This window comes from Undibacterium sp. Ji83W (assembly GCF_049340385.1).
In the GTDB taxonomy this organism is placed as follows: domain Bacteria; phylum Pseudomonadota; class Gammaproteobacteria; order Burkholderiales; family Burkholderiaceae_D; genus Undibacterium.
Genome location: NZ_JBMPOZ010000018.1, coordinates 106,735 through 125,757 on the forward strand (window position 1 = coordinate 106,735; position 19,023 = coordinate 125,757).

Below are 19,023 nucleotides of genomic sequence, written 5' to 3' on the forward strand. Positions count from 1 at the left end.
GCCTAGCGAGGCCCGGCCCAACCTACACCCCGGCCTAACCTATACCTCGGCCTAACCTACGGGGTTTTCCCTCCCCCACACCGCCGGACATTAAACGCCAGCGCCAGCGTCGCGCAAATGGCAACAGGTATCCCCACCATCCACGGCAGGCGTACGGCGACTGCATACAGGGACGTGCCCGCTGCCGGGCCCACGGTGTCTTTCAAGTCCGCCGCCACTGATGCGGCAGCCATATAAGTTGCCCTTGCATGCGCAGGTGCCAGTTCCATGATCAGGGTAGGCAGCAAGGGGCCAAACAGCATTTGCGACAGCGACAGCAAACTCACGCCCAGCACCAGCGCTGCCAGGCTGGATGAAAACAGCAGGCATACAAAAGCCCCCACCAGCACGCAGCCGCTGGCAATCACCATCTTGAAATTACTGATGTGTGCCAGCAAGGAACTGACTTTTAACTGGAACAGCACCGTCAGTGCCGCAGCATAAGTAAACAGCAAACCTATCTGTGATGGTGTCAGGGTGCCTGCATCTACCGCATACAGCGGCAAGACTGAACTTAACCAGCCTGCCGATATTTGCAGGCACATCGACCACAGCAGCAAACCAGCGAGGCGCGCATCCCTGAAGGCAGGCAGGATGCCCATCAAACTTTCATCCTCGTCATCAGGAATCGAATTTTTTGTCAGTGTCTCTGGCAGCCACAGCGCAATGATCAGCGTACCCAGTAGCGTCGCCAGGGCAGACCCGAGAAACACTGCACCCAGCGAAAACAGCGCCAGCACAGCCCCCACCGCCGGGCCAGCGACACGGCCTGCACTCGACATGACACGTGCGATGGAAAAATAATAGCGATGTTGTTCAGCCGGGATGGCATCGGCAATCACAGCAGAGATAGTGGGGTGCAGGACGCTTTCAAACGCGCCTATCAAGATCAGCACCAGGGCAGATGCCCATACGCCGTGGGTAAAGTAGAGAATGGCAAAGCCAAGCCCCACACCCGCAGTGGAGATCAGCAATACCGGGCGACGCCCGACACGGTCGGCAATGCCGCCAACCAGGGGCGTGGCCAGCAACTCGCCACCAGAATAGCAGGCCAGCAGCAAGCCTATGTGGCTGGCAGAAATGCCCGCATCTTTTTCTGCCCACAGGGCAAAAAATGGCATGAGTACACCGTCGGCAAAGCCAACAAAAAAACAGAGGAAGAGGCCAACCGTAGTGGCAAGAGGCGCATTCGTGAAAATGCGGAGAGAGGCAGAAAGCCGGAGTGGTAGTCGTGGTAGTAGAGATACCCGCTGTAATAGTAGTCGCATATACATTATCCATAGCGCGACAAATTTGCTTGCAAATGCATGACAAATTTGTTTGCGCGTTGGCTAACGTAAACGCTTACGTCACTGTTTCCAGTGATATGGCTCGATCCTAGCAAAGAAAAAATGCGACGTCAATCAAAGGGGATGGGGGGCTTGGGGCCATCCCTTGGTCTTTCATCATTTTCATGCTATCTGTTTATACCAGCCATCATAGTGGCCGCACTTGACAAAATAGATAAGCGAATAAACCCTCAAACATAAATGTAACCAATTGTAGCTTGCGTTATAATTTGCAGCTGTTTTGCGTAATTAAATGCAAATTGATCACAAATAAAGACAAGAAACCGAGCTTGTCTTCGCCTATCTACTATGAAAAAATTACTTCTGGCTTGCCTGTCTTTCCTGGTTTTTGCCTTCCCTTGCCCGTCGCAGGCAGAAGTACGAAAGTGCGTCACCCCATCGGGCGAAACGATTTATACAGATCAACCCTGTAATGCAAAAATTGGCAGTACCGCGACTGAAGTCAAAAACGACTCTACACTGCGCAAGATCACGGCCATGCAAAAAGACCGTGACACTGGCAAAAGCTGCTGGGTGCTGGATCACCGGTATTCACAATGCAGCTCCAGTATTGACCGTACCCTGATGACTAACTTCAAGGAAAATTGCGGGATTCCCATGAACCAGTTCACCAAGGACCGTAGCAGCGACAACCAGAGTATCAGTTATAAAAATTATAGAGAACGCCGCGAATACCGTGAAGCATCGCAAGAAGGTGATGATCTCGAATACGTCCACAGATACACACGCAAAAGCCGCGCCGTTTTGCAATGCGAAGTGCTGGAGAAAGACATGTGGCGTTTCCTGAAGCAAAACTTTATTGAAAAGGTGCCACAAGAAGACGCCAAAAATATTGAACTCAGATTATTAGGTTTGCCCGATCCTGAGAAAAGCAATTCATACAGTAAAAGATAATTCCCATGAGCAGACCTCATGCACAGTAGGCACTTCACACTGGCAATTCAACTTTGGAGAAAAATCACTTGATGAACGACCATAATCAGCATGCAAAACAAGTTCTTGACAAGGCGATGGAGGCGCATGCCGCAAAAGAATATGAGACGTCGCTGGTATCTTATGAATGGTTTTTTGAGCATGCACTGGATGAAGACAATGCTTCGCTGTACGGCGTGCGCCTGTCATATTGCTTGTTTGGATGGGCCCGGTTGGGCCAGGAATATGAGCCAGCCAGAATCCGGCTTGAACAAAAATTTGCACACAGTATCGAGGCACTGGAACAGTCACGCAATCTGACTTATTTTCATGACTATGCCGCTATAGGTGCCAGCCTTAATCAGCAAGAAACCGTGCTGAAAAAATTCATGGGTTATCACCATGCAGACTCTGAACTCGCCGCGCAAATAGTGCATTTCATCTGGGATGAGCTGGTCGCTTCACCACACATTGCCGTGTGCTCCACTTATATGGATGATGCGCTGGCCTTCTATGAGACCAAGTTGAAAACGCATGATGAAACAATGAAATTCCTGGAGGCCATGCCTGAAACTGGCAGGGACGTGTTTATAAAGGATATTGAGGACAGGTTTATCCAGGATATCGACAATATCATCAAGGTATTGCAGGCTTCCGGACGCACTGAGGAGGCTGGCGCTGTTTCTGCGAAGGCGAAATCGGATCTGGAAAAAAGAAACTATATCCATTCTTTGCCCGCATAATCTCTGCAGGCAGACACCTTAAAAAAACACCCACATTCGGGGTGTTTTTTACCATAGGCGAGACCAGGGTTTATTCGACAATCAATGTATATGTCACTGCTTGCGACATATCGTTGCTACGCCCGCCAAAGTTGATCGTATGCTTGCCCGGGCTTAAGGGCTTGAGCATGACATAGTAACCGTCAGCAGCAGAGGGGGCGAGTTTGATGCGGCCGCCGGTCAGCGCACCTGCATCAAAACAAACTGGGCTGACTTGTCTGTGTGCTTCAAGTTTTGTGGCGCGCACTCCATCAATTTCCAGTATCAGCATATGGATGCCATCAATGGCTTCCCTCACAGCTGCAGTGACGCCCTTGCAACTGATTTCGCCTGGCACACCTGAATTGACCATGTAATTAATCAGAGGGAAGTAAAGATATTTATCCTTGGGGACGGTGCAAGTCCTGATGGTCCTTTGCGTGCCATACGTGCCAGCCAAAAACCAGACCGGACCTTGCTGTTTGAAATGGCAGGACTCACCGGTTTTGTCTGCAACCGGGCTATTGTTTTCACCATCAAATGAACGCGCCCATTGCCACCAGGCGCTGGACCATTCTCCCTGGGTTTTGCCGGCAACAACTTGTTTTGGCACGACCAGGCTGGCAGGATTTGCGGGGCCAGCAGCAAGGCTGGTAGCAGGCAACTGGCTGGCGAGGGACAATAAAATAATTAGAGATAGTCTGGAGATGTTCATTAAAGTGCTTGTATGGGGATTGCTTGCACAGGCGGGGATGGATAAGTTTGCCCGCTCGTAGCAAAGGAAAGAAAGGCGCAATTCTACCAAGGTTTTTTTTATATGCACATCAATCTTGTCCAGCGCGCATGGTGGGGGGAGGTTGGGGGGGGCGTAAATTGGGTGGGCCGTAAGTTGGGCCGACCCAACCTACGTAGTTGGCGAGGCGAGGCGCAACTTACGTGGTCGCTACTGAGGAGTAAAACCGACGCTTCTCTGAACATGCTTAGTGCATCGCAACTACCCTTGCTTGTCCTGTGGCGAAATCTATCCCATCAGCCTTGTCCAGTTTGCCAGCCAGCGTCGTTAAACCCCATGCACCCACTACTACCAAAGCACCTATCCACGGTGTATGCATCAAACCGATATGACTGACGATCAATCCACCTGCCCAGGCACCGAATGCGATACCAACATTAAAGGCAGCAATATTCAAACCTGATGCCACGTCGATAGCTTGCGGCGCATCCTGTTCTGCACGCTGTACCACATACACCTGCAAACCCGGCACATTACCAAAAGCCACTGCACCCCAGGCCAGCACGGTCAGCAAGGCCAGCCACTTGTTATGCGCAGTAAAAGTCAGCACCAGCAAGACCAGGGCTAATAAAGCAAACACAATTTGCAGCGCTGCGACCGGCCCTTTTTTATCTGCCAGCTTGCCACCCCAGATATTGCCAAAGGTCACCGAGACACCGTACACCAGCATTACCAGGCCCACCGCATTGGCGCTAAAACCGCTGATGTCCTGCAGTATCGGTGCCAGATAGGTAAAGGCGATAAAGCTGCCGCCATAACCCAGGGCCGTCATCGCATATACCAGCAAGAGGCGCGGCTTTTTGAGTACCGCCATTTGCGTCAACAAAGAGGCAGGCTTGCTGCTGGCGATGGTGGAGGGAATCAGGATCGCACAACCGATAAACGCAATCACACCCAGCGCCGACACTGCCAGAAACGTCGCCTGCCAACCCAGATGCTGGCCTATGAAAGTACCCAGCGGGACGCCCGTCACCAAAGCTACCGTCAGGCCGCTGAACATCAGCGCAATCGCACTGGCCGCCTTGTCCTTGGCAACCAGGCCAGTGGCTATCGTTGAGCCTATAGAAAAGAACACCCCGTGCGCCAGACCAGTCAACACCCGCGCCGCCATCAGCGAGGCATAGTTGGGTGCCATCCAGGCCACCAGGTTGCCAATCGTGAACAAGGCCATCAGGCCCAGCAATAATTGCTTGCGCGGCACCCGGCCAGTCAGTGCTGTCAATACGGGCGCACCAACTGCCACGCCCAGCGCATACAGGCTGACCAGCAAACCGGCAGAAGGAACAGACACCGCCAGGCTGCTGGCGATGGTAGGGATAAGGCCGACAATCACAAATTCTGTCGTACCGATGGCAAAGGCGCTGAGTGTCAGCGCCCACAGGGCTAAGGGCATAGGGACTCCATACATGGGGAAATGAATAACAGGCTGCAGTCTGAACCCATGCAAGGCAAAGAAAAATAGCTTAAGCTACACTTAACTTATGACTGGGAGTCAACAATGCTAAGCCTGGAAACCATGAAAGCCCTGGTGGCGGTGGCCGATACTGGCTCGTTCTCAGCAGCTGCCGAGCGCCTGGGGCAGACCCCATCCGGCATCAGTCGCAGCATTTCCCGTCTCGAAGCGCAACTCGGCATGACCTTGATGACGCGCACCACCCGCAAGCTGGAGTTGAGCGAGGAAGGTCACTGGCTCTTGCAAAGGGCAAAGAAAATACTCTGTGATATTGATGACACTGAAGAACAACTGACGGCCAGATTGTCGCAACCGTCCGGCCTGGTCAGGGTCAACGCCGCCACCCCCACGCTTGATCATTTGCTGGCCCCGCTGGTGGCAGATTTTCTCGACGCCTATCCCCTCATCAAGCTCGAACTGGTCAGCGGCGAAACCTTTGTTGACCTCATCGAAGAACGCGCCGACCTGGCGATACGCATAGGCCAGCTCACCGATTCCAGCCTGCATGCGCGCCGCCTGGGTAGCAGCCGCATTCGCCTGGTGGCCGCGCCGCATTACCTGGCACGCCACGGTGAACCACAAACCGTGGCTGACCTGGCCCACCACAGGTTGCTGGGTTTTACTGCTCCTGCCAGCCTGAATACCTGGCCCTTGCCCAAGTCAGATGTAGCCAAAGGAGCAGAGGATGAAGGCTACATCATCGATGCCGTAGTCAACGCCAGCAATGGCGAAACCCTGCGCCACCTGGCCGTGCAGGGCGCTGGCATCGTTTGTCTGTCCGACTTCCTGACCATGGCCGACCGCGCCCACGGCAGGCTCAAACCCGTGCTGGCAGATATCAGCCTGCCCTGGATGCAACCAGTCTGGGCGGTATTTTATAAACAGGAGGCAATACCCCCACGCGTGGCTGCCTTGCTGGATTTTTTGATGACCAGATTGCCACTAGAGAGGACGTGATGGGGTGGATGGGATTGAGTCGGGCCATGCAAGCCGCATCGCCCGCCTATTTGCATACTCTCAAAATCGTCATTCCTGCGCAGCCAGGAATCCATCGCATTTGTGCCGTGAGTTTTGATGCGCCGTACATTGCTTGCGACGAATATCCTGATTTACAAAGCCTTTTCGTTGATCAATGAACGCCGCTAGGCTCCAGCCTGCGCTGGAGCGACGTTGCAAAGGGCGGGGACAATTGACGGACTGTGGCTAGAAGATAGATCGCTTAAGAGATTTCTTCCTGGCACCCACCTCAAAGCTAAGGCAAACAAGCTCATGCAAACGGTACCGCCCGCTTATCCGAATACCCTCAAAATCGTCATTCCTGCGCAGGCAGGAATCCATTGTATTTGCGCCAAATATGTTGATGTGCCGTACAGTGCGCACGACAAATATCCAGCAGGAGCGGCTTCAGCCGCGAACACTGCACCGTGTCCAGCATTTCTGCTTGAGAAGGATATCGATCAAAACCATTGCAATTTATGCCCGAATATCATTAAATTGCAGCGACCTTGGTAAACCATATCCATACATCAATCACAGCCTGATGCAGCATAAAAACAAACTCCACCACCTCTGCATCATTGTCCTGGTGATGACGACTGCCAGCCTCGTGGCTTGCAAAAAGTCTGCCGACGCTACTGCCAGCACAGTGTCAGCGCCATCCCAAGTCACGCCAGCACTCCCGATAAACACCATATCTGTAGCAAACACAGGGCCCGTCGCACCAGCAACATCCACCAACACCGGCCCCTTCGGCCTCGCCATGGCCATCAGCGAAACCGAACTCGCCAGCAAATTGGGCTTTGTCAAATCCACCAAGGCCAAACACCTGTTCGAAGGCCAGCCACCCATACCCGTAGACGAATTCAGCGACTACTATGCCGTCACTGCCCCCATCAGTGGCATCTGCAAGGTTGGCGCATCGCGCACCATCACCGCCGTCAGCGGCACTGGTGAACAAATCAAAGCCGCCGCCGACCGCATCGCGCAGGCGCTGGAACAGCAATACGGCAAAGCCAGCCTCAAAAAAGACAAAGTCAAAACCGACATCTACACCCGCCGTCCGCAATTCTGGATGGTCGGCCTCAAGGAAGGCTCAGTCAGCTACGGCTACCTGTGGGCCAATGGCAAGACCGAGCGCGAACTGCCCAATAACATCCTCAACATCATCGTCTTCGCCCACGCCAAAGCCATCAACCGCGGCGAGGTTGGTGTCAGTTATGAGTTTGCGAATTATGCGGATTGTCAGAAGGAGTGGAGTAAAGAGAAAGGGCGGAAATCATGAGTCAACACCAACAAAGCGTCCATTTCATTACCAGACAGGATACTGCTGAATTATTAGATTTGCAGACGAGACTTAAAAAATATCCCTTTGTCGACCTGGCTTACGAGCCTAGCAAAAAATTTTTCTGATATGGCTTTTATGCTAGCCAGCATAGGCAGTTTTCTCACTTCAAATGAAGTAATGCGCGTTTTTTTAATTGCAGGTGCAATTCTTGTCATCGCTATGACCACGTATTTCCTGACAAGAAAAAGAAACAAAGATACATATTTATCCATGTTTATTTATTGGTTTTGTTATCTGAATCTGTTTTTTAAATTCACCTATCTGTTTTATTGAAACTGCTAGAGAAATGCTGAGAGAAAATGCGAACCGTTTTTGGAATATATGAGTATTAAAATGGGAAAACGAGCGCGTGTGAATCTGGATATTTTTTCTATCAATGAGCCAGGGCAGTTTCTCTCTGAATTGCATAGGCTGATCAACTGTCAGGGGCCCGGTGATTACTGCAAGATGAAGGAAATTGGCCAACTGGCTGTAGCACTTCATGAGTTTGTCACAACGATAGAAACTGAGGGAATAAGTCACTATTTACGTTATTCTGAAAATAGATGGAGAGATGTTGCACGCTTTCTTGAATTGATCAAAGCGAATCAGGCTGCCAGCATGTTTGCAGAAGTGGTAAAACTTGTCACGAAACGCGAGCCTCGCCCGGGGCTAGATTTTCTACCTGATGTGCTTGAGCGGGTAGAGCGTGATGAAGTTCAATCCAGTGTTTTCGATCAATTTGATCAGGAGTGTCAACTTGTCTGCGAAGAAGTAAAACTCAAGATTCATGCTTATATGAATTTGTATCGGGAAGATGTTCAGCTTTTCATAGAGCAAAGAATTCAATTTTCCAGTGCGAAAATGTCTTTATTGAGTGATGAAGATATCCGTAGACTGGCTTATTCGGATAGGGATACGCCATTTGAAGGGGCCTTGCATCATCTGCTTGTCATTGAACGGATAATGCTCATTGCAGGCTTTGCCAGTGACCACAGTTGTCCAACGAGAAAAACCATGTTTTCTATGTTGTATGCAATGTGTGGAAGTATGGGTTCTCAAATTCTCGCTGGAAAAGATCCGGACGGCTTGCTCGACATGCGAACTGCTATTTCACTATTGATGGCGCAAAGCGACGCAGAATCAAGTGAATGGGCCAGTAAGGCTGAAAGTTTCCTGGCTTCACCTTCACCTGAACTTGCCCTGCAATGGATGTCTCGTGCCTTTTAGTTCGGGGACGTCGCAATGCAAGCTACAGGAGACGGTAATAGAAAGAGAACATCGTTCTTATAACTGTATCGAAGCAACAAGGTTTGAAGCTCTGCAATACATATTCAGGTCATCCCAGCGCAGGCTGGGATCCATCTGCGCAAATGCCGTTACCAGCAAATAATGTGTAGCTTTCCATAGTCTGGATGCAGGCTGCTTGTAATCCGTATTCAACCGCATTCAGCCAAACTCAAGCATAAACCGTCCCCGCCATCGCCGCCCTGATCCCCACGCTCCCCTTATCAACAATCGCCAGAAAAACAGCTTTCGCTACTGCCGCATCCTGCTTTTGCCTGAAACTCTGGTGAGCCTGTACAAGTGCCACCGTCCACGTTGCCAGCAGCAAGTTGGCCGCCAGTGCGGCATCGGTGTCGCCGGGGTCGCGCTTGACGGATAAGGCCATCGCCTCTGCCACGACTTGGGCTATTTCGTCGCGTATTGCCCTGGCGCGTGCCTTCAGGGTTTCGCTGCCTTCTATGGTTTCTATGAAGCCCTGGCTGCCTGGTGAAATAAAGCCTTTGGCAGCAGCAGAAAATCGCACGTAAGGACTCTCTTCTGCCACCAGCTTGTGCGCGAGCAGGCGCAAGGTCTCCACCGGAGAAATATCAGGATCGCGCTGGCGCAAAGCGACACGCAGCATTTCGCGGCCCTCTTCATCACGGTCAAAGAACATGTCTTCTTTGCGGGGGAAGTGATTGAACACCGTCATCCGCCCCACGTCAGCCGCCGCCGCGATCTCATCCACCGTCACATGATCAAAGCCCCGCTCCTGGAAGAGCAAGGTGGCGGCATTGGATATGCCCTGGCGCATGGCCAGGCGTTTGCGGGTGCGGAGATCGGGTGGATTTGACATGGACGAGATCATAGCATATATTAAATATACTCAGTACATAACTATATTGAGTATATTAATAAGAAAGTTAATGTTATGACCAAAACTACCAAAGCAATGGGTTTGCGAAATCTCTGGGATTTGATCCCGCAAGCTGCGCGTTCCCATGCGAAAAATCTCCAACGCCCATCCAAAAAATCAGGCTGTAAAGGAGCGGGGCAATGACTGAAGCAACTAATTCTGTCACTAACCCCGCAACTAACTCTCCAACTAACTCTGCAACTAACACGGTAACTAATACAGCAGCTAATAAAGCAAGTACCAAGGCACTGAGCGTCATCTTCGCCGCCATCGGTCTGGACGCGGTTGGGATAGGCCTGATCTTCCCCATCCTGCCGCGCCTGCTGGAAGAGGTCACCCACGGCGACAATGTCGCGCCCTACATAGGCATCATGACCGCGCTATATGCGGTGATGCAGTTCATCTTCGCACCCGTGCTGGGCGCATTGAGTGACAGGCTGGGTCGTCGCCCGGTGCTGTTGATCTCGCTGGCCGGGGCGGCAATCAATTACCTCGTGATGGCCTTCGCGCCGCAACTCTGGATGTTGCTGCTGGGCCGCGCCATTGCCGGGCTGACCAGCGCCAATATGTCGGTGGCCATGGCTTACATCACCGATATTTCGCCAGAAGACCAGCGGGCGCGTCGCTTTGGCCTGTTCAATGCGGTGTTTGGCGCAGGCTTCATCATTGGCCCCATCCTCGGTGGCGTACTCGGTGACTATGGCCTGCGCCTGCCCTTCATCGCGGCGGCGATCTTGAATGCGGCCAATCTATTGATGGCATACTTTGTCTTGCCAGAATCTCGCACACCCAGCCGTGAAAAGCTGGACCTGGCAGCGCTTAACCCGCTACTGCCCATGCGCTGGATATTTGCCATGAAAAACCTGGTGCCCGTCACCGTAGTCTTCTTCATCCTCAGCATGACGGGTGAGGTATATGGCACCTGCTGGGCACTCTGGGGCAATGACGTGTTCCGCTGGAATGGCCTGTGGATAGGTCTCTCACTCGGCACTTACGGTCTGTGCCAGGCTTTGGCGCAAGCCTTCTTGCCCGGCCCCGCCGTCAAGTTGCTGGGCGAGCGCGGCACCATATTGACCGGGTTTGCTGGCACATGCCTGGCCCTGGTCGTCATGGCTTTTGCCAAACAGGGCTGGATGGTGTTTGCCGTCATGCCGGTGTTTGTCATGGGTGGGGTCGGCATACCCGCCTTGCAGTCACTGGCCAGTCGTATGGTCGATGAGAGCAGGCAAGGGCAATTCCAGGGCGTGCTGGCATCCGCCGTCAGCCTCGCCTCCATCATTGGCCCGCTGATGTTCTCGACGCTCTATTTTGTCGTGCGATCACAATGGCCGGGGGCGATCTGGCTCACGGTGGTGGTGGTGTATGCGATTGCGGTGCCGCTTGTGCTAAGCTTGAGATTTCGTAGTGCGGCGTGATTTGGAAAATCTGATGCAAACTTTTTTATCCTGGCTATCGACCTACCCCTACGCTTACAACATAGTTGGATTTGCTTTTGTCCTGGTCGGGTTTATTCTTGTTTTTTTTCGCGTCTCGCGCGTCTTGAAGGGCGGCAATAAGGGAGACAATAAGTCCTTTATCGACTACTTATTGATATGGCCTATCGTCATTGAACAGCATAAAAAGACTGCGACCAAAAATTCAAATAAATTTATTGTCTGGGGTTTGCTGGTGATGGTGATGTTAGTGGTGGGGGATATAGTTTTCTTGAAGTAATAAGCTGTCAGCTGCGTCCTGCACATCAATTGATATGATGCAGTTTGGCTAGCGGCGCGCATGGCGCACTCTAGAGATTGCTGTTTCTTTATTGAAGTTGCTTTAGACAAGGGCAAGTGTCTTCATGCGGATATCAAAGGAAGGATTGCTTTTCGCGATATATCAGTTTTTTATTCTGGTATACACGCAATAGGAATAAGCAAAACCAAAGAATCAGAAGGAAGTGCAACAAAGCCATATCTTTGATAAAACGCCGCCGCATGCTCGTCTTTGGCATCCACAAATAAAGCCCATCCGCCCACTGTCTTCGATGCAGTCCTTGTACGACGCATTGCATCAACCAGCAATTCTTCGCCGTAGCCTTTGCCCTGCTGATTCTCTTGTACTGCCAGCCTTGCCAAAGTAATGGCAGGGACATTGGCAGGCAATTTTTTTGCCATTGAGGCTGGCAAATTTTGCCTGGGGATCAGCGCACGTAAAGCCAGACTGTAAAAACCAAGAATAGCATCTGGTGTTTTTTCATCCGTTAATACAAATGTCTGAGATATAGCGTTTTTTTGATGTTGTCTGGCGATTTGCTGCAACCAGTTATTCAATGCATCATTGCCGCAATCAAAACCTTTTACATCATGTTCTGCTTCCAGCGCAGTGATGAATATTGTCATTGGCTATTTCTGTCTGCGTTTCGCAAACGCCTTGTTCAGCACCTCGTTCGGTGGAGCAGGCTTATCCAGCATTTTTATAAACAGGACCGCGTCCTCATGCGAAAAATGTATCGCTCTTTCATGTGCGATAATTTTTTCAGCTTTTTCGACAGCAGCCTGAACCAGAAACTGGTTCAAGGTTGACCCCGTCAAATCAGCTGCCATTTGCAGCTTTGTCGCTATGGGTTGAGAGACGCGGGCGGTGATCCGGTCCCTGGCTTCAGTTATGCTCATCATGTGCCTTTCGATGTACTTTTTACACACGGTACTACTGCTTATACTCATTGAGTATAGCATGGTGGGGGCAAAATGCCACCATGTTGGTGTCAAAGTGACGCCAACCCGCATGCGTACGATTAGTGAAACGTAATCGTACGCATGCGGTGCCTCAAATAAAAGGTGGTCTCCAGTATGTCCCTTTGTCTGTCCGTGATCCGTAACGGCGTTCGCGTTATGCATGCCAGATTCTATCTCATCGCACGGTCAGTGATTGTCAAGCAGCATGGAGACTTACCGCTGACCACGAGTACGATTACGGTGCGCTAATCGTGCCTACGGCCCTACTTGCCCACCATCCTCAATAAATCAAAAGCAATCATCAACAAAACCAAAAAACTAAAGATCACCGCATATTTACGCCATCTGTCTGGTTCTGATTCATACTTTACCCAAATGGCATTTTTCCCCGATGTAAGCGGAATTGGGGGCTTCTTAACCCAGATATAGCCAAGACCAAAGATAAAAAAGGCGTTAAAAATAAGCGTGCCTGAATAGTGCATCATGTGTTTTGAATTCCCTTTGATTGATATTTACTATGCATGGCAACATCAGTCTCTCACCGCGTCAACCTGTACAAATAAATCGCCGTCCTGATCGTCGCTCTTTGTATCGATGAAATATCCAGGTCCTCATCCGGTGAATGTGCACCTCGGCCAGTGGCACCAAGGCCATCCAGACTATCTACATAAGGTGCGACGAACTGTATGTCGCCAGCGCCGCGTTCACCCGGTGGGAAGGCCTTGATTTCGCCCAGACCTGCATCAAAGCTGGCTTTTGAATAAATGTCGAGCAGTGCCAGGTTGCCGGGTGTGGGGGACATAGGTGGGTAGTTTTCGCTAAAGCGTATAGTCGCGCTGGTGCCAGCGAGGTTTTTGCTGACGATATCTTTCATGCGGTCTCTGGCGCGCTGGCCCTGTTCTGCGCTGAGGTAGCGCAAATCGCCATGCACCTGGGCACTGGGGGCGATGACATTGGTCTTGCCAAATGCCGTGCCCTTGCTGTTTTGATTGTCATAACTGATTTCGGTGCCGCCGAGGATATTGCCGGGGTTGAAGGTCAGGTCGGGTTCGATCAAAGTTTCGCGAAAGCTGTTCAGGATGCGCGCAGTTTCATAAATTGCGCCATAACCATTGTGGCCGAACACGGCGGCAGAATGCCCTTGCTTGGCCGTCACATCCAGCACAAAACCGCCAGAGGCGCGGCGGCCCACGGTGCCGGTGGCATTGCCCTGTTTGTCGAGTGCCGTGCCTTCAAAAGCCAGGGCCACATCGCTGCGCTTGGCGGCATTGACGAGGTCAGCGCGGGACGTGGCGATGGGGTGGCCTGCGCTTTCTTCGTCACCACTGAAGATGACCTGGATGCGGGTATTGTCAAGTGCGCCCACGGCATGCAGGGCGCGCAGCGCTTCTATCATGATGACATCGCCACCCTTCATATCATTGACACCCTGACCGCGCACGAGGTTGCCCTTCCTGTCCCACAACTGCACGGGACTGTCTTTTTCAAAGACGGTATCGAGATGGCCTATCATCAGCACGCGCTTGCCCTGCTTGCCTTCACGCTCAGCCAGCAAATGCCCGGCACGGTTCATGGCGGTTGGCATTTCTGACCAACTGGTCTTGAAACCCAGGCCATCAAGTTCAGTGCTGAACAGCTTGCCGACATCGCGCACCCCTGCATGATTGAGCGTGCCACTATTGATGTTGACACTGCGTTCCAGTAATTGCAGGGCAGCTTCAGAACGTGCTTGCACGGCGGCGACGATTTTTTGCTCGGTCGGTGACAGGCTTTGCGCGTTGGCCTTTGCTGCAAACATGCTGGTCGAGAGGGCGAGGGCAATGCAAAGCGGGAGCGTTTTTTTGATGAGCATGGCGTATTCCAGAAACGTGGAGTGGTCAGTAGGGACAGATGCATAATGTACACGGTTTTTCAGTGAACGGGGTAGAGCGCAAACATCAGTAGGGTGCGCCGTGCGCACCGTTTTTGGACACGGTGATGGTGCGCACGACTCACTGGCATGTACATCCTCTCGAATGCGTTCCTCTGTGTCTCTGTGCCTCTGTGGTGAGTGGTCTTGAAGTTATGAGCACGGCGTCGGGCGCACGGCGCACCCCACAAATTTACGAAATTTTCTCGTCTGCTTCACCATCCTCACGCTTGCCCAACAAAGCCATCCCACCTATCGCCAGCAACACGCAAGCAATACCCGTGATCTGGCTACCGCTGACCATTTCCCCCAGCACCACTACCGCCAGCACCACGGCGGACACCGGGGCCAGGGCGGTGAACAGGGCGGCTTCGCTGCCGCTGACTTTGGCAGCACCTGCATACCATAGTAAAAAGCCAGCCACTGTTGGCACTATGGCATAGTAGACCACAGCCCACACTGCATCGCTGGTGACGGGTGTTTGCCACGGCATTTCAAACAGAGCAGGGATGATGGATAAAGTTAATCCCAAACCCGTCATGATGGTGGACAGTGCCAGTGGTGCGATGGCAGTCTTCAGGCGCTTGTTCAACAAGATGAACAAGCCTTCGCAAATGATGGCAGCAAAGATCAACGCATTGCCCAGTAAGGAATGCTGGCCACCGGCATCTGCCCGCATGGCTATCGATAAAACACCTGCTCCTGCCAGCAATACAGCCAGCAATAAACTGGCTTGCGGCCTTTCACCCAGCAAGACAATGGCAATTGCCGCAGAGACTATCGGCAGGGTGCCGATAATGACAGCGGCATCGGCTGCAGAAGTCAGGCGCATGCCGCTGATGAGCAGCGTAGTGTAACCGACGCTGCCAGCACCGGCCTGCAAGACCAGCAAGAGCCAGTCTTGTTTGCCCAGCCTGGGCAAACGTGTGCCGGTGACGCGCATCAGCAATAAAAAGCAAGGGAGGGCGATGGCAAAACGTAGCGCCGTTGCGGTGAACACGGGCAAGCCATTGCCTATGACTTTGCTGGCTACCACCGTGCTGCCGACGACGATCATCGCCAGCGCCAAATACACATACCCCAATAATCTGTCTGACATTGCTTGCCTCACTCTGCATGGAAAAACATCAGAGTGACAGTTAGCAAAACAAAGGTCTTGAATAAAATTGCAGGCTAACTCAGGTTGGCATAAGCGCCTGGCGACACACCAAAATTGCGTACGAACAAGCGTGTCAGGTGACTCTGGTCAGCAAAGCCGCTATCCATGGCGACTTGGACCAGTGGCGTACCCGCAGCGATCAGTCGACGCGCGTGGTGCAGGCGGCGTTGCAGGATATAGGCATGCGGCGTCATGCCTGTGGCCTTTGCAAAGGCACGCAAAAGCTGGAAACGGCTCAAGCCGCTTTGTTGTGCCAGGTCTTGCAAGCTAAGGGCGGCAGTCGGGTCATCATCAATACGACTGCGCGCATGGTGTATGGCCGACGCCACACCCTGCACGCTCTGGTTGAATTTGGCGCTTTGTTGCATGACGCGGGCGAACAGCATGATCATTTGTTCTTCTGCAGGCATGTACGCGTCAGGTGACGCCGTCATCGTCGCAAACAATTCTTGCACTGCCAGGCTGATGCGCACATCACGCATGACAGGCAGACTGAATTCTGCCTGGGTAGTCTTGCCTTCGTTGATGTCCATCATGATGCTGCTGATCAGGGCTGGTTCAAAGTACAGCATCTGCCAGCTGCGCCCGCTATCACCTATCGGCATGCCATCATGGATTTCACCAGGGTTGACGGTGATCGTGTCGCCCGCCATCGCCTCGACCATGCCTATGCCGCTGAGCGACTTTTGTGCACCCTGTACCACCACGCCTATACCAAACTGCTCATGCATGTGCCGCCCAAAGGCATGCCTGGATTGCGCCTGCACTGCTTCTACGCCGGGTAAATGGCAGGGCAGCATGGTGAACTGTTTTTGCGGGCTGGCGGGCATGTTGGTGTTAGGTGTTAGCTTGATGGCTTAGGATAGCATTTTTGATGACAACAGGTGAAAGGCCTGAGTCGTAGGGGCGATTAGCATCGCGTAATCGCCCGCATCTGTCTGGCAATAACAATCGAACTACGCATGACCGTGAAGTAGTCGTAACGGGAGGTCCATTGTAATGCGCAGCATGTGGTCGCTACATGCTGTGGGAATATCTCTCTGCCGTGCGGCATCGCTCACATACGGCGCATTGCAATGCGCCCTACGCTTATCCATTTTTTGTCATGCACGGCATGCGAAAGATGTTCTTTCCTCAGCGTTGAGAGGTTTTGGACCTGGTTTTAATACACAGATATGACGTTCCTCACAAACCCAACACCGCCCGCACATAATTCACAGGCGCATGATCTGCCAGCGACCGAAAGCCGACATTCTCGCTACGCCATGCATGTTCAAACAAATATTCTGCCTTGGCAATGGTCTGGTCTTGCAAGATGTCCAGGCTGCTGGGGGCGGCGATCAGGGCACCGTGGCGGTCGAGGTAATGCATGCCATGCAGGTGCTCATAATATTCGGACTCTGGCGGCAGGATAGTGACGATGTCGGCGCAATCCACATAGCGGTCAACCACGCGGTTCTTGAACATGGCAGCAAAGCTGGCATTGCCCACGCGGGGTGATCCAAACGTAACCAGGCGGCTGTCGGGCAGCATGGCAGCGGCCAGTGTGGCGATTGCTGCACCCAGGCTGTGACCAGTGATATAAATTTTTTTGGCCTCGGTCTTGCCCAGCCAGTCATGCAGTTGCGGCGCGACGCTGTTATAGGCACGTAAAAATCCATCATGCACCTGGCCATCACCTTGCCAGTGCACAGGCCAGAACAAGCCGTCGATGAGGATATCAGTAGGATCATCCGGCTGCGTACCCCGGAAAGCGATATAGGCAGTATCACCCTTGACAACAGCAAAACCCTGGGTATGCGTATCAACATCCAGCAGCAAACTGGCTTCCCCAAACTGCGCCTGCGTCAATATGCCCTGGAAATGCTCAAGCACCTGCCCGCCTTTTTCATAATGCCAGTAAGCCAGCCGCGCCAGCTCGGCACAAATCGCATGCGTGGTCCAGGGTAATTCTGTGCCCAGCAAGGCAGGCTGGGATTCGGGATGGAACAAGGCGGTCTTGCTTGGATCGTATTGCATGTGACCTCCTGATGTCAGTTTCCTGGAGATTGGTGGTCATTTCAAGATAGTGCAAAATTATCTATTTTGCAAGTTTGCAATTTGTGGCGACTATGCCAGCTTCTGTATCGCAATGCACAATGAAAGATGTTAAATGAATGTTGTAAAAAAGTCATTTGTTAAAATATTTACATGAAATAAAGATAATATGGTGAGGGCGTCTAATGGCGTGAGAAATGCTGAATTCGTTAATGATCGGTCTTTCAGGCAACGAACATGTTAGCTTGGATATTACGCATTCTTGGTGTGAACTCGGTTCAGGAACCACAATGAAGGGATGAAATTATGAATACGTCCAGTGTTATCGACATCGCGATTGGCTTGGTACTTGTCTATTTTTTGTTGAGCATGGTGTGTTCGGCTTTGAACGAATTAGTTTCTCAAATGCTGGCCTCGCGTGCCAAATATTTGAAAAAGGGGCTAACGATACTATTGACGGATCCCGGGAAGCTAAAAAAATTCTACGAACACCCACTGATTGCCTCACTTGGAGAACCCATTGGAGAATCTACAATGCGTCTTTTTCTGGGTGACATAAAACCTCTTGCTGGTAAAAATTTTCACCCCTCTTATATTCCATCGAAAGCGTTTGCCCAGGCACTGATTGATATTGTTGTGCAGGCGAATCTGCCCGGCCCTAACAAAAAACCGCATACGTTTGACAATGTCCGCCAGGCGGTAGTTGAGATCACTGATGACGACGCGTTACGTACAGCACTTTTGTCGTGTCTGGATTCAGCACAATATGATCTGGAGCAAGCAAAAAAAAATATAGAAGAATGGTTTGAAAATAGCATGGACAGAGTATCTGGCTGGTACAAACGTAATACACAGAAGGTACTGCTTATTTTTGGTCTAATTATCGCGTCTCTTTTTAATATTAATACGCTGACTATCATAGACCGGTTGTGGGAATCGCCACAGCTGAGGGCTAGCCTAGTAAAAGTGGCGGACAAAGTTAATTCTAGCGTTGAAGAATCGCAAAAAGAAAAAGATAAGGCTTGTGCCGATGAAAAAAAGAAGAAATTAACTTTAAATTGTCCAGAGGCAGAAAAAATTATTGTGAATGTGGATTTGAAATTGACGGACAAGTTGCTGGGGGAAGATTTTCGAAAAGATGTTAAATCACTTAAATTACCGTTTGGCTGGCGTAACTTAGAAGAATGTAAGAGTACTTCTATGACTTGTCTTTGCCGCTTCGTGAAGAGTCTGAAATGGAGCGATTTTTTTGGAATTTTATTTACCACAATAGCAGTCTCTTTCGGTGCTCCCTTCTGGTTTGAATTACTGAACAAACTTCTTAATCTGCGCACGACCGGGGCCAAGCCAGAAAAAAAATAAACTGAATCAATGCTAGCCTACGGAAGGAAG

General features: G+C 51.5%; 21 protein-coding genes. 9 read left to right on the forward strand and 12 right to left on the reverse strand.

Annotated features, from left to right (window positions below):
* Positions 1–56 precede the first annotated feature (56 nt).
* The gene (locus tag ACO0LD_RS23880) at positions 57–1,313 is read right to left on the reverse strand and encodes an MFS transporter (RefSeq protein WP_423010676.1); all 1,257 of its coding nucleotides are present in this window, start codon (positions 1,311–1,313) and stop codon (positions 57–59) included.
* Positions 1,314–1,676: 363 nt separating this feature from the next.
* On the opposite strand from ACO0LD_RS23880, the gene ACO0LD_RS23885 reads away from it, so the two are divergent.
* Both ACO0LD_RS23885 and ACO0LD_RS23890 read left to right on the forward strand, forming a co-directional pair.
* Positions 1,677–2,282, forward strand: coding sequence for a DUF4124 domain-containing protein (locus ACO0LD_RS23885; protein ID WP_423010677.1), 606 nt, complete (start codon positions 1,677–1,679; stop codon positions 2,280–2,282).
* Positions 2,283–2,353: 71 nt separating this feature from the next.
* Positions 2,354–3,043 carry a hypothetical protein gene (locus ACO0LD_RS23890; protein ID WP_423010678.1) on the forward strand — a complete coding sequence of 230 codons (690 nt, stop codon included), beginning with the start codon at positions 2,354–2,356 and terminating at the stop codon, positions 3,041–3,043.
* Positions 3,044–3,113: 70 nt separating this feature from the next.
* Here the strand turns inward: ACO0LD_RS23890 and ACO0LD_RS23895 are convergent, their stop codons facing one another.
* Both ACO0LD_RS23895 and ACO0LD_RS23900 read right to left on the reverse strand, forming a co-directional pair.
* Positions 3,114–3,776, reverse strand: coding sequence for a hypothetical protein (locus tag ACO0LD_RS23895; protein WP_423010679.1), 663 nt, complete (start codon positions 3,774–3,776; stop codon positions 3,114–3,116).
* A 265-nt stretch (positions 3,777–4,041) separates the two neighbouring features.
* Positions 4,042–5,247 carry an MFS transporter gene (locus tag ACO0LD_RS23900; protein WP_423010680.1) on the reverse strand — a complete coding sequence of 402 codons (1,206 nt, stop codon included), beginning with the start codon at positions 5,245–5,247 and terminating at the stop codon, positions 4,042–4,044.
* 105 nt (positions 5,248–5,352) lie between these two features.
* Between ACO0LD_RS23900 and ACO0LD_RS23905 the strand changes: the two genes are divergently transcribed.
* Positions 5,353–6,264: a LysR family transcriptional regulator gene (locus ACO0LD_RS23905; RefSeq protein ID WP_423010681.1), complete on the forward strand. Its 912-nt coding sequence runs from the start codon at positions 5,353–5,355 to the stop codon at positions 6,262–6,264.
* Between the two features lie 26 nt (positions 6,265–6,290).
* Positions 6,291–6,443, forward strand: a complete 153-nt coding sequence (locus ACO0LD_RS23910) for a hypothetical protein (RefSeq protein ID WP_423010682.1) — start codon at positions 6,291–6,293, stop codon at positions 6,441–6,443.
* A gap of 394 nt (positions 6,444–6,837) precedes the next feature.
* Here ACO0LD_RS23910 and ACO0LD_RS23915 read toward each other — a convergent pair whose 3' ends face one another.
* The gene (locus ACO0LD_RS23915; protein ID WP_423010683.1) at positions 6,838–7,068 is read right to left on the reverse strand and encodes a hypothetical protein; all 231 of its coding nucleotides are present in this window, start codon (positions 7,066–7,068) and stop codon (positions 6,838–6,840) included.
* Here ACO0LD_RS23915 and ACO0LD_RS23920 point away from each other — a divergent pair.
* Positions 7,067–7,588 carry a hypothetical protein gene (locus ACO0LD_RS23920; RefSeq protein ID WP_423010684.1) on the forward strand — a complete coding sequence of 174 codons (522 nt, stop codon included), beginning with the start codon at positions 7,067–7,069 and terminating at the stop codon, positions 7,586–7,588. The genes ACO0LD_RS23915 and ACO0LD_RS23920 overlap by 2 nt on opposite strands.
* A gap of 384 nt (positions 7,589–7,972) precedes the next feature.
* Entirely contained in the window at positions 7,973–8,860 is an 888-nt protein-coding gene (locus ACO0LD_RS23925; RefSeq protein ID WP_423010685.1) for a DMP19 family protein, read from the forward strand.
* A gap of 229 nt (positions 8,861–9,089) precedes the next feature.
* On the opposite strand, the gene ACO0LD_RS23930 is transcribed toward ACO0LD_RS23925, so the two are convergent.
* Complete coding sequence (locus ACO0LD_RS23930; RefSeq protein ID WP_423010686.1) at positions 9,090–9,752, reverse strand: TetR/AcrR family transcriptional regulator; 663 nt, start codon at positions 9,750–9,752, stop codon at positions 9,090–9,092.
* 200 nt (positions 9,753–9,952) lie between these two features.
* On the opposite strand from ACO0LD_RS23930, the gene ACO0LD_RS23935 reads away from it, so the two are divergent.
* Together ACO0LD_RS23935 and ACO0LD_RS23940 are read left to right on the forward strand one after the other, a co-directional pair.
* Positions 9,953–11,227: a TCR/Tet family MFS transporter gene (locus tag ACO0LD_RS23935; RefSeq protein ID WP_423010687.1), complete on the forward strand. Its 1,275-nt coding sequence runs from the start codon at positions 9,953–9,955 to the stop codon at positions 11,225–11,227.
* A 13-nt stretch (positions 11,228–11,240) separates the two neighbouring features.
* Entirely contained in the window at positions 11,241–11,525 is a 285-nt protein-coding gene (locus ACO0LD_RS23940; protein WP_423010688.1) for a hypothetical protein, read from the forward strand.
* A 170-nt stretch (positions 11,526–11,695) separates the two neighbouring features.
* Here ACO0LD_RS23940 and ACO0LD_RS23945 read toward each other — a convergent pair whose 3' ends face one another.
* From ACO0LD_RS23945 to ACO0LD_RS23975, 7 genes are all read right to left on the reverse strand, one after another.
* Positions 11,696–12,121, reverse strand: a complete 426-nt coding sequence (locus tag ACO0LD_RS23945; protein WP_423010689.1) for a GNAT family N-acetyltransferase — start codon at positions 12,119–12,121, stop codon at positions 11,696–11,698.
* A 72-nt stretch (positions 12,122–12,193) separates the two neighbouring features.
* The gene (locus tag ACO0LD_RS23950; protein ID WP_423010690.1) at positions 12,194–12,466 is read right to left on the reverse strand and encodes a DUF1778 domain-containing protein; all 273 of its coding nucleotides are present in this window, start codon (positions 12,464–12,466) and stop codon (positions 12,194–12,196) included.
* A gap of 323 nt (positions 12,467–12,789) precedes the next feature.
* Positions 12,790–13,011, reverse strand: a complete 222-nt coding sequence (locus ACO0LD_RS23955) for a hypothetical protein (protein ID WP_423010691.1) — start codon at positions 13,009–13,011, stop codon at positions 12,790–12,792.
* 53 nt (positions 13,012–13,064) lie between these two features.
* Positions 13,065–14,378 carry a M20/M25/M40 family metallo-hydrolase gene (locus ACO0LD_RS23960; protein WP_423010692.1) on the reverse strand — a complete coding sequence of 438 codons (1,314 nt, stop codon included), beginning with the start codon at positions 14,376–14,378 and terminating at the stop codon, positions 13,065–13,067.
* Positions 14,379–14,628: 250 nt separating this feature from the next.
* The gene (locus ACO0LD_RS23965) at positions 14,629–15,534 is read right to left on the reverse strand and encodes a DMT family transporter (RefSeq protein ID WP_423010693.1); all 906 of its coding nucleotides are present in this window, start codon (positions 15,532–15,534) and stop codon (positions 14,629–14,631) included.
* A 74-nt stretch (positions 15,535–15,608) separates the two neighbouring features.
* Positions 15,609–16,424, reverse strand: a complete 816-nt coding sequence (locus ACO0LD_RS23970; RefSeq protein ID WP_423010694.1) for an AraC family transcriptional regulator — start codon at positions 16,422–16,424, stop codon at positions 15,609–15,611.
* Positions 16,425–16,779: 355 nt separating this feature from the next.
* Positions 16,780–17,613, reverse strand: a complete 834-nt coding sequence (locus ACO0LD_RS23975; protein ID WP_423010695.1) for a lipase family protein — start codon at positions 17,611–17,613, stop codon at positions 16,780–16,782.
* Positions 17,614–17,937: 324 nt separating this feature from the next.
* On the opposite strand from ACO0LD_RS23975, the gene ACO0LD_RS23980 reads away from it, so the two are divergent.
* Positions 17,938–18,993 carry a hypothetical protein gene (locus ACO0LD_RS23980; protein ID WP_423010696.1) on the forward strand — a complete coding sequence of 352 codons (1,056 nt, stop codon included), beginning with the start codon at positions 17,938–17,940 and terminating at the stop codon, positions 18,991–18,993.
* Positions 18,994–19,023 lie beyond the last annotated feature (30 nt).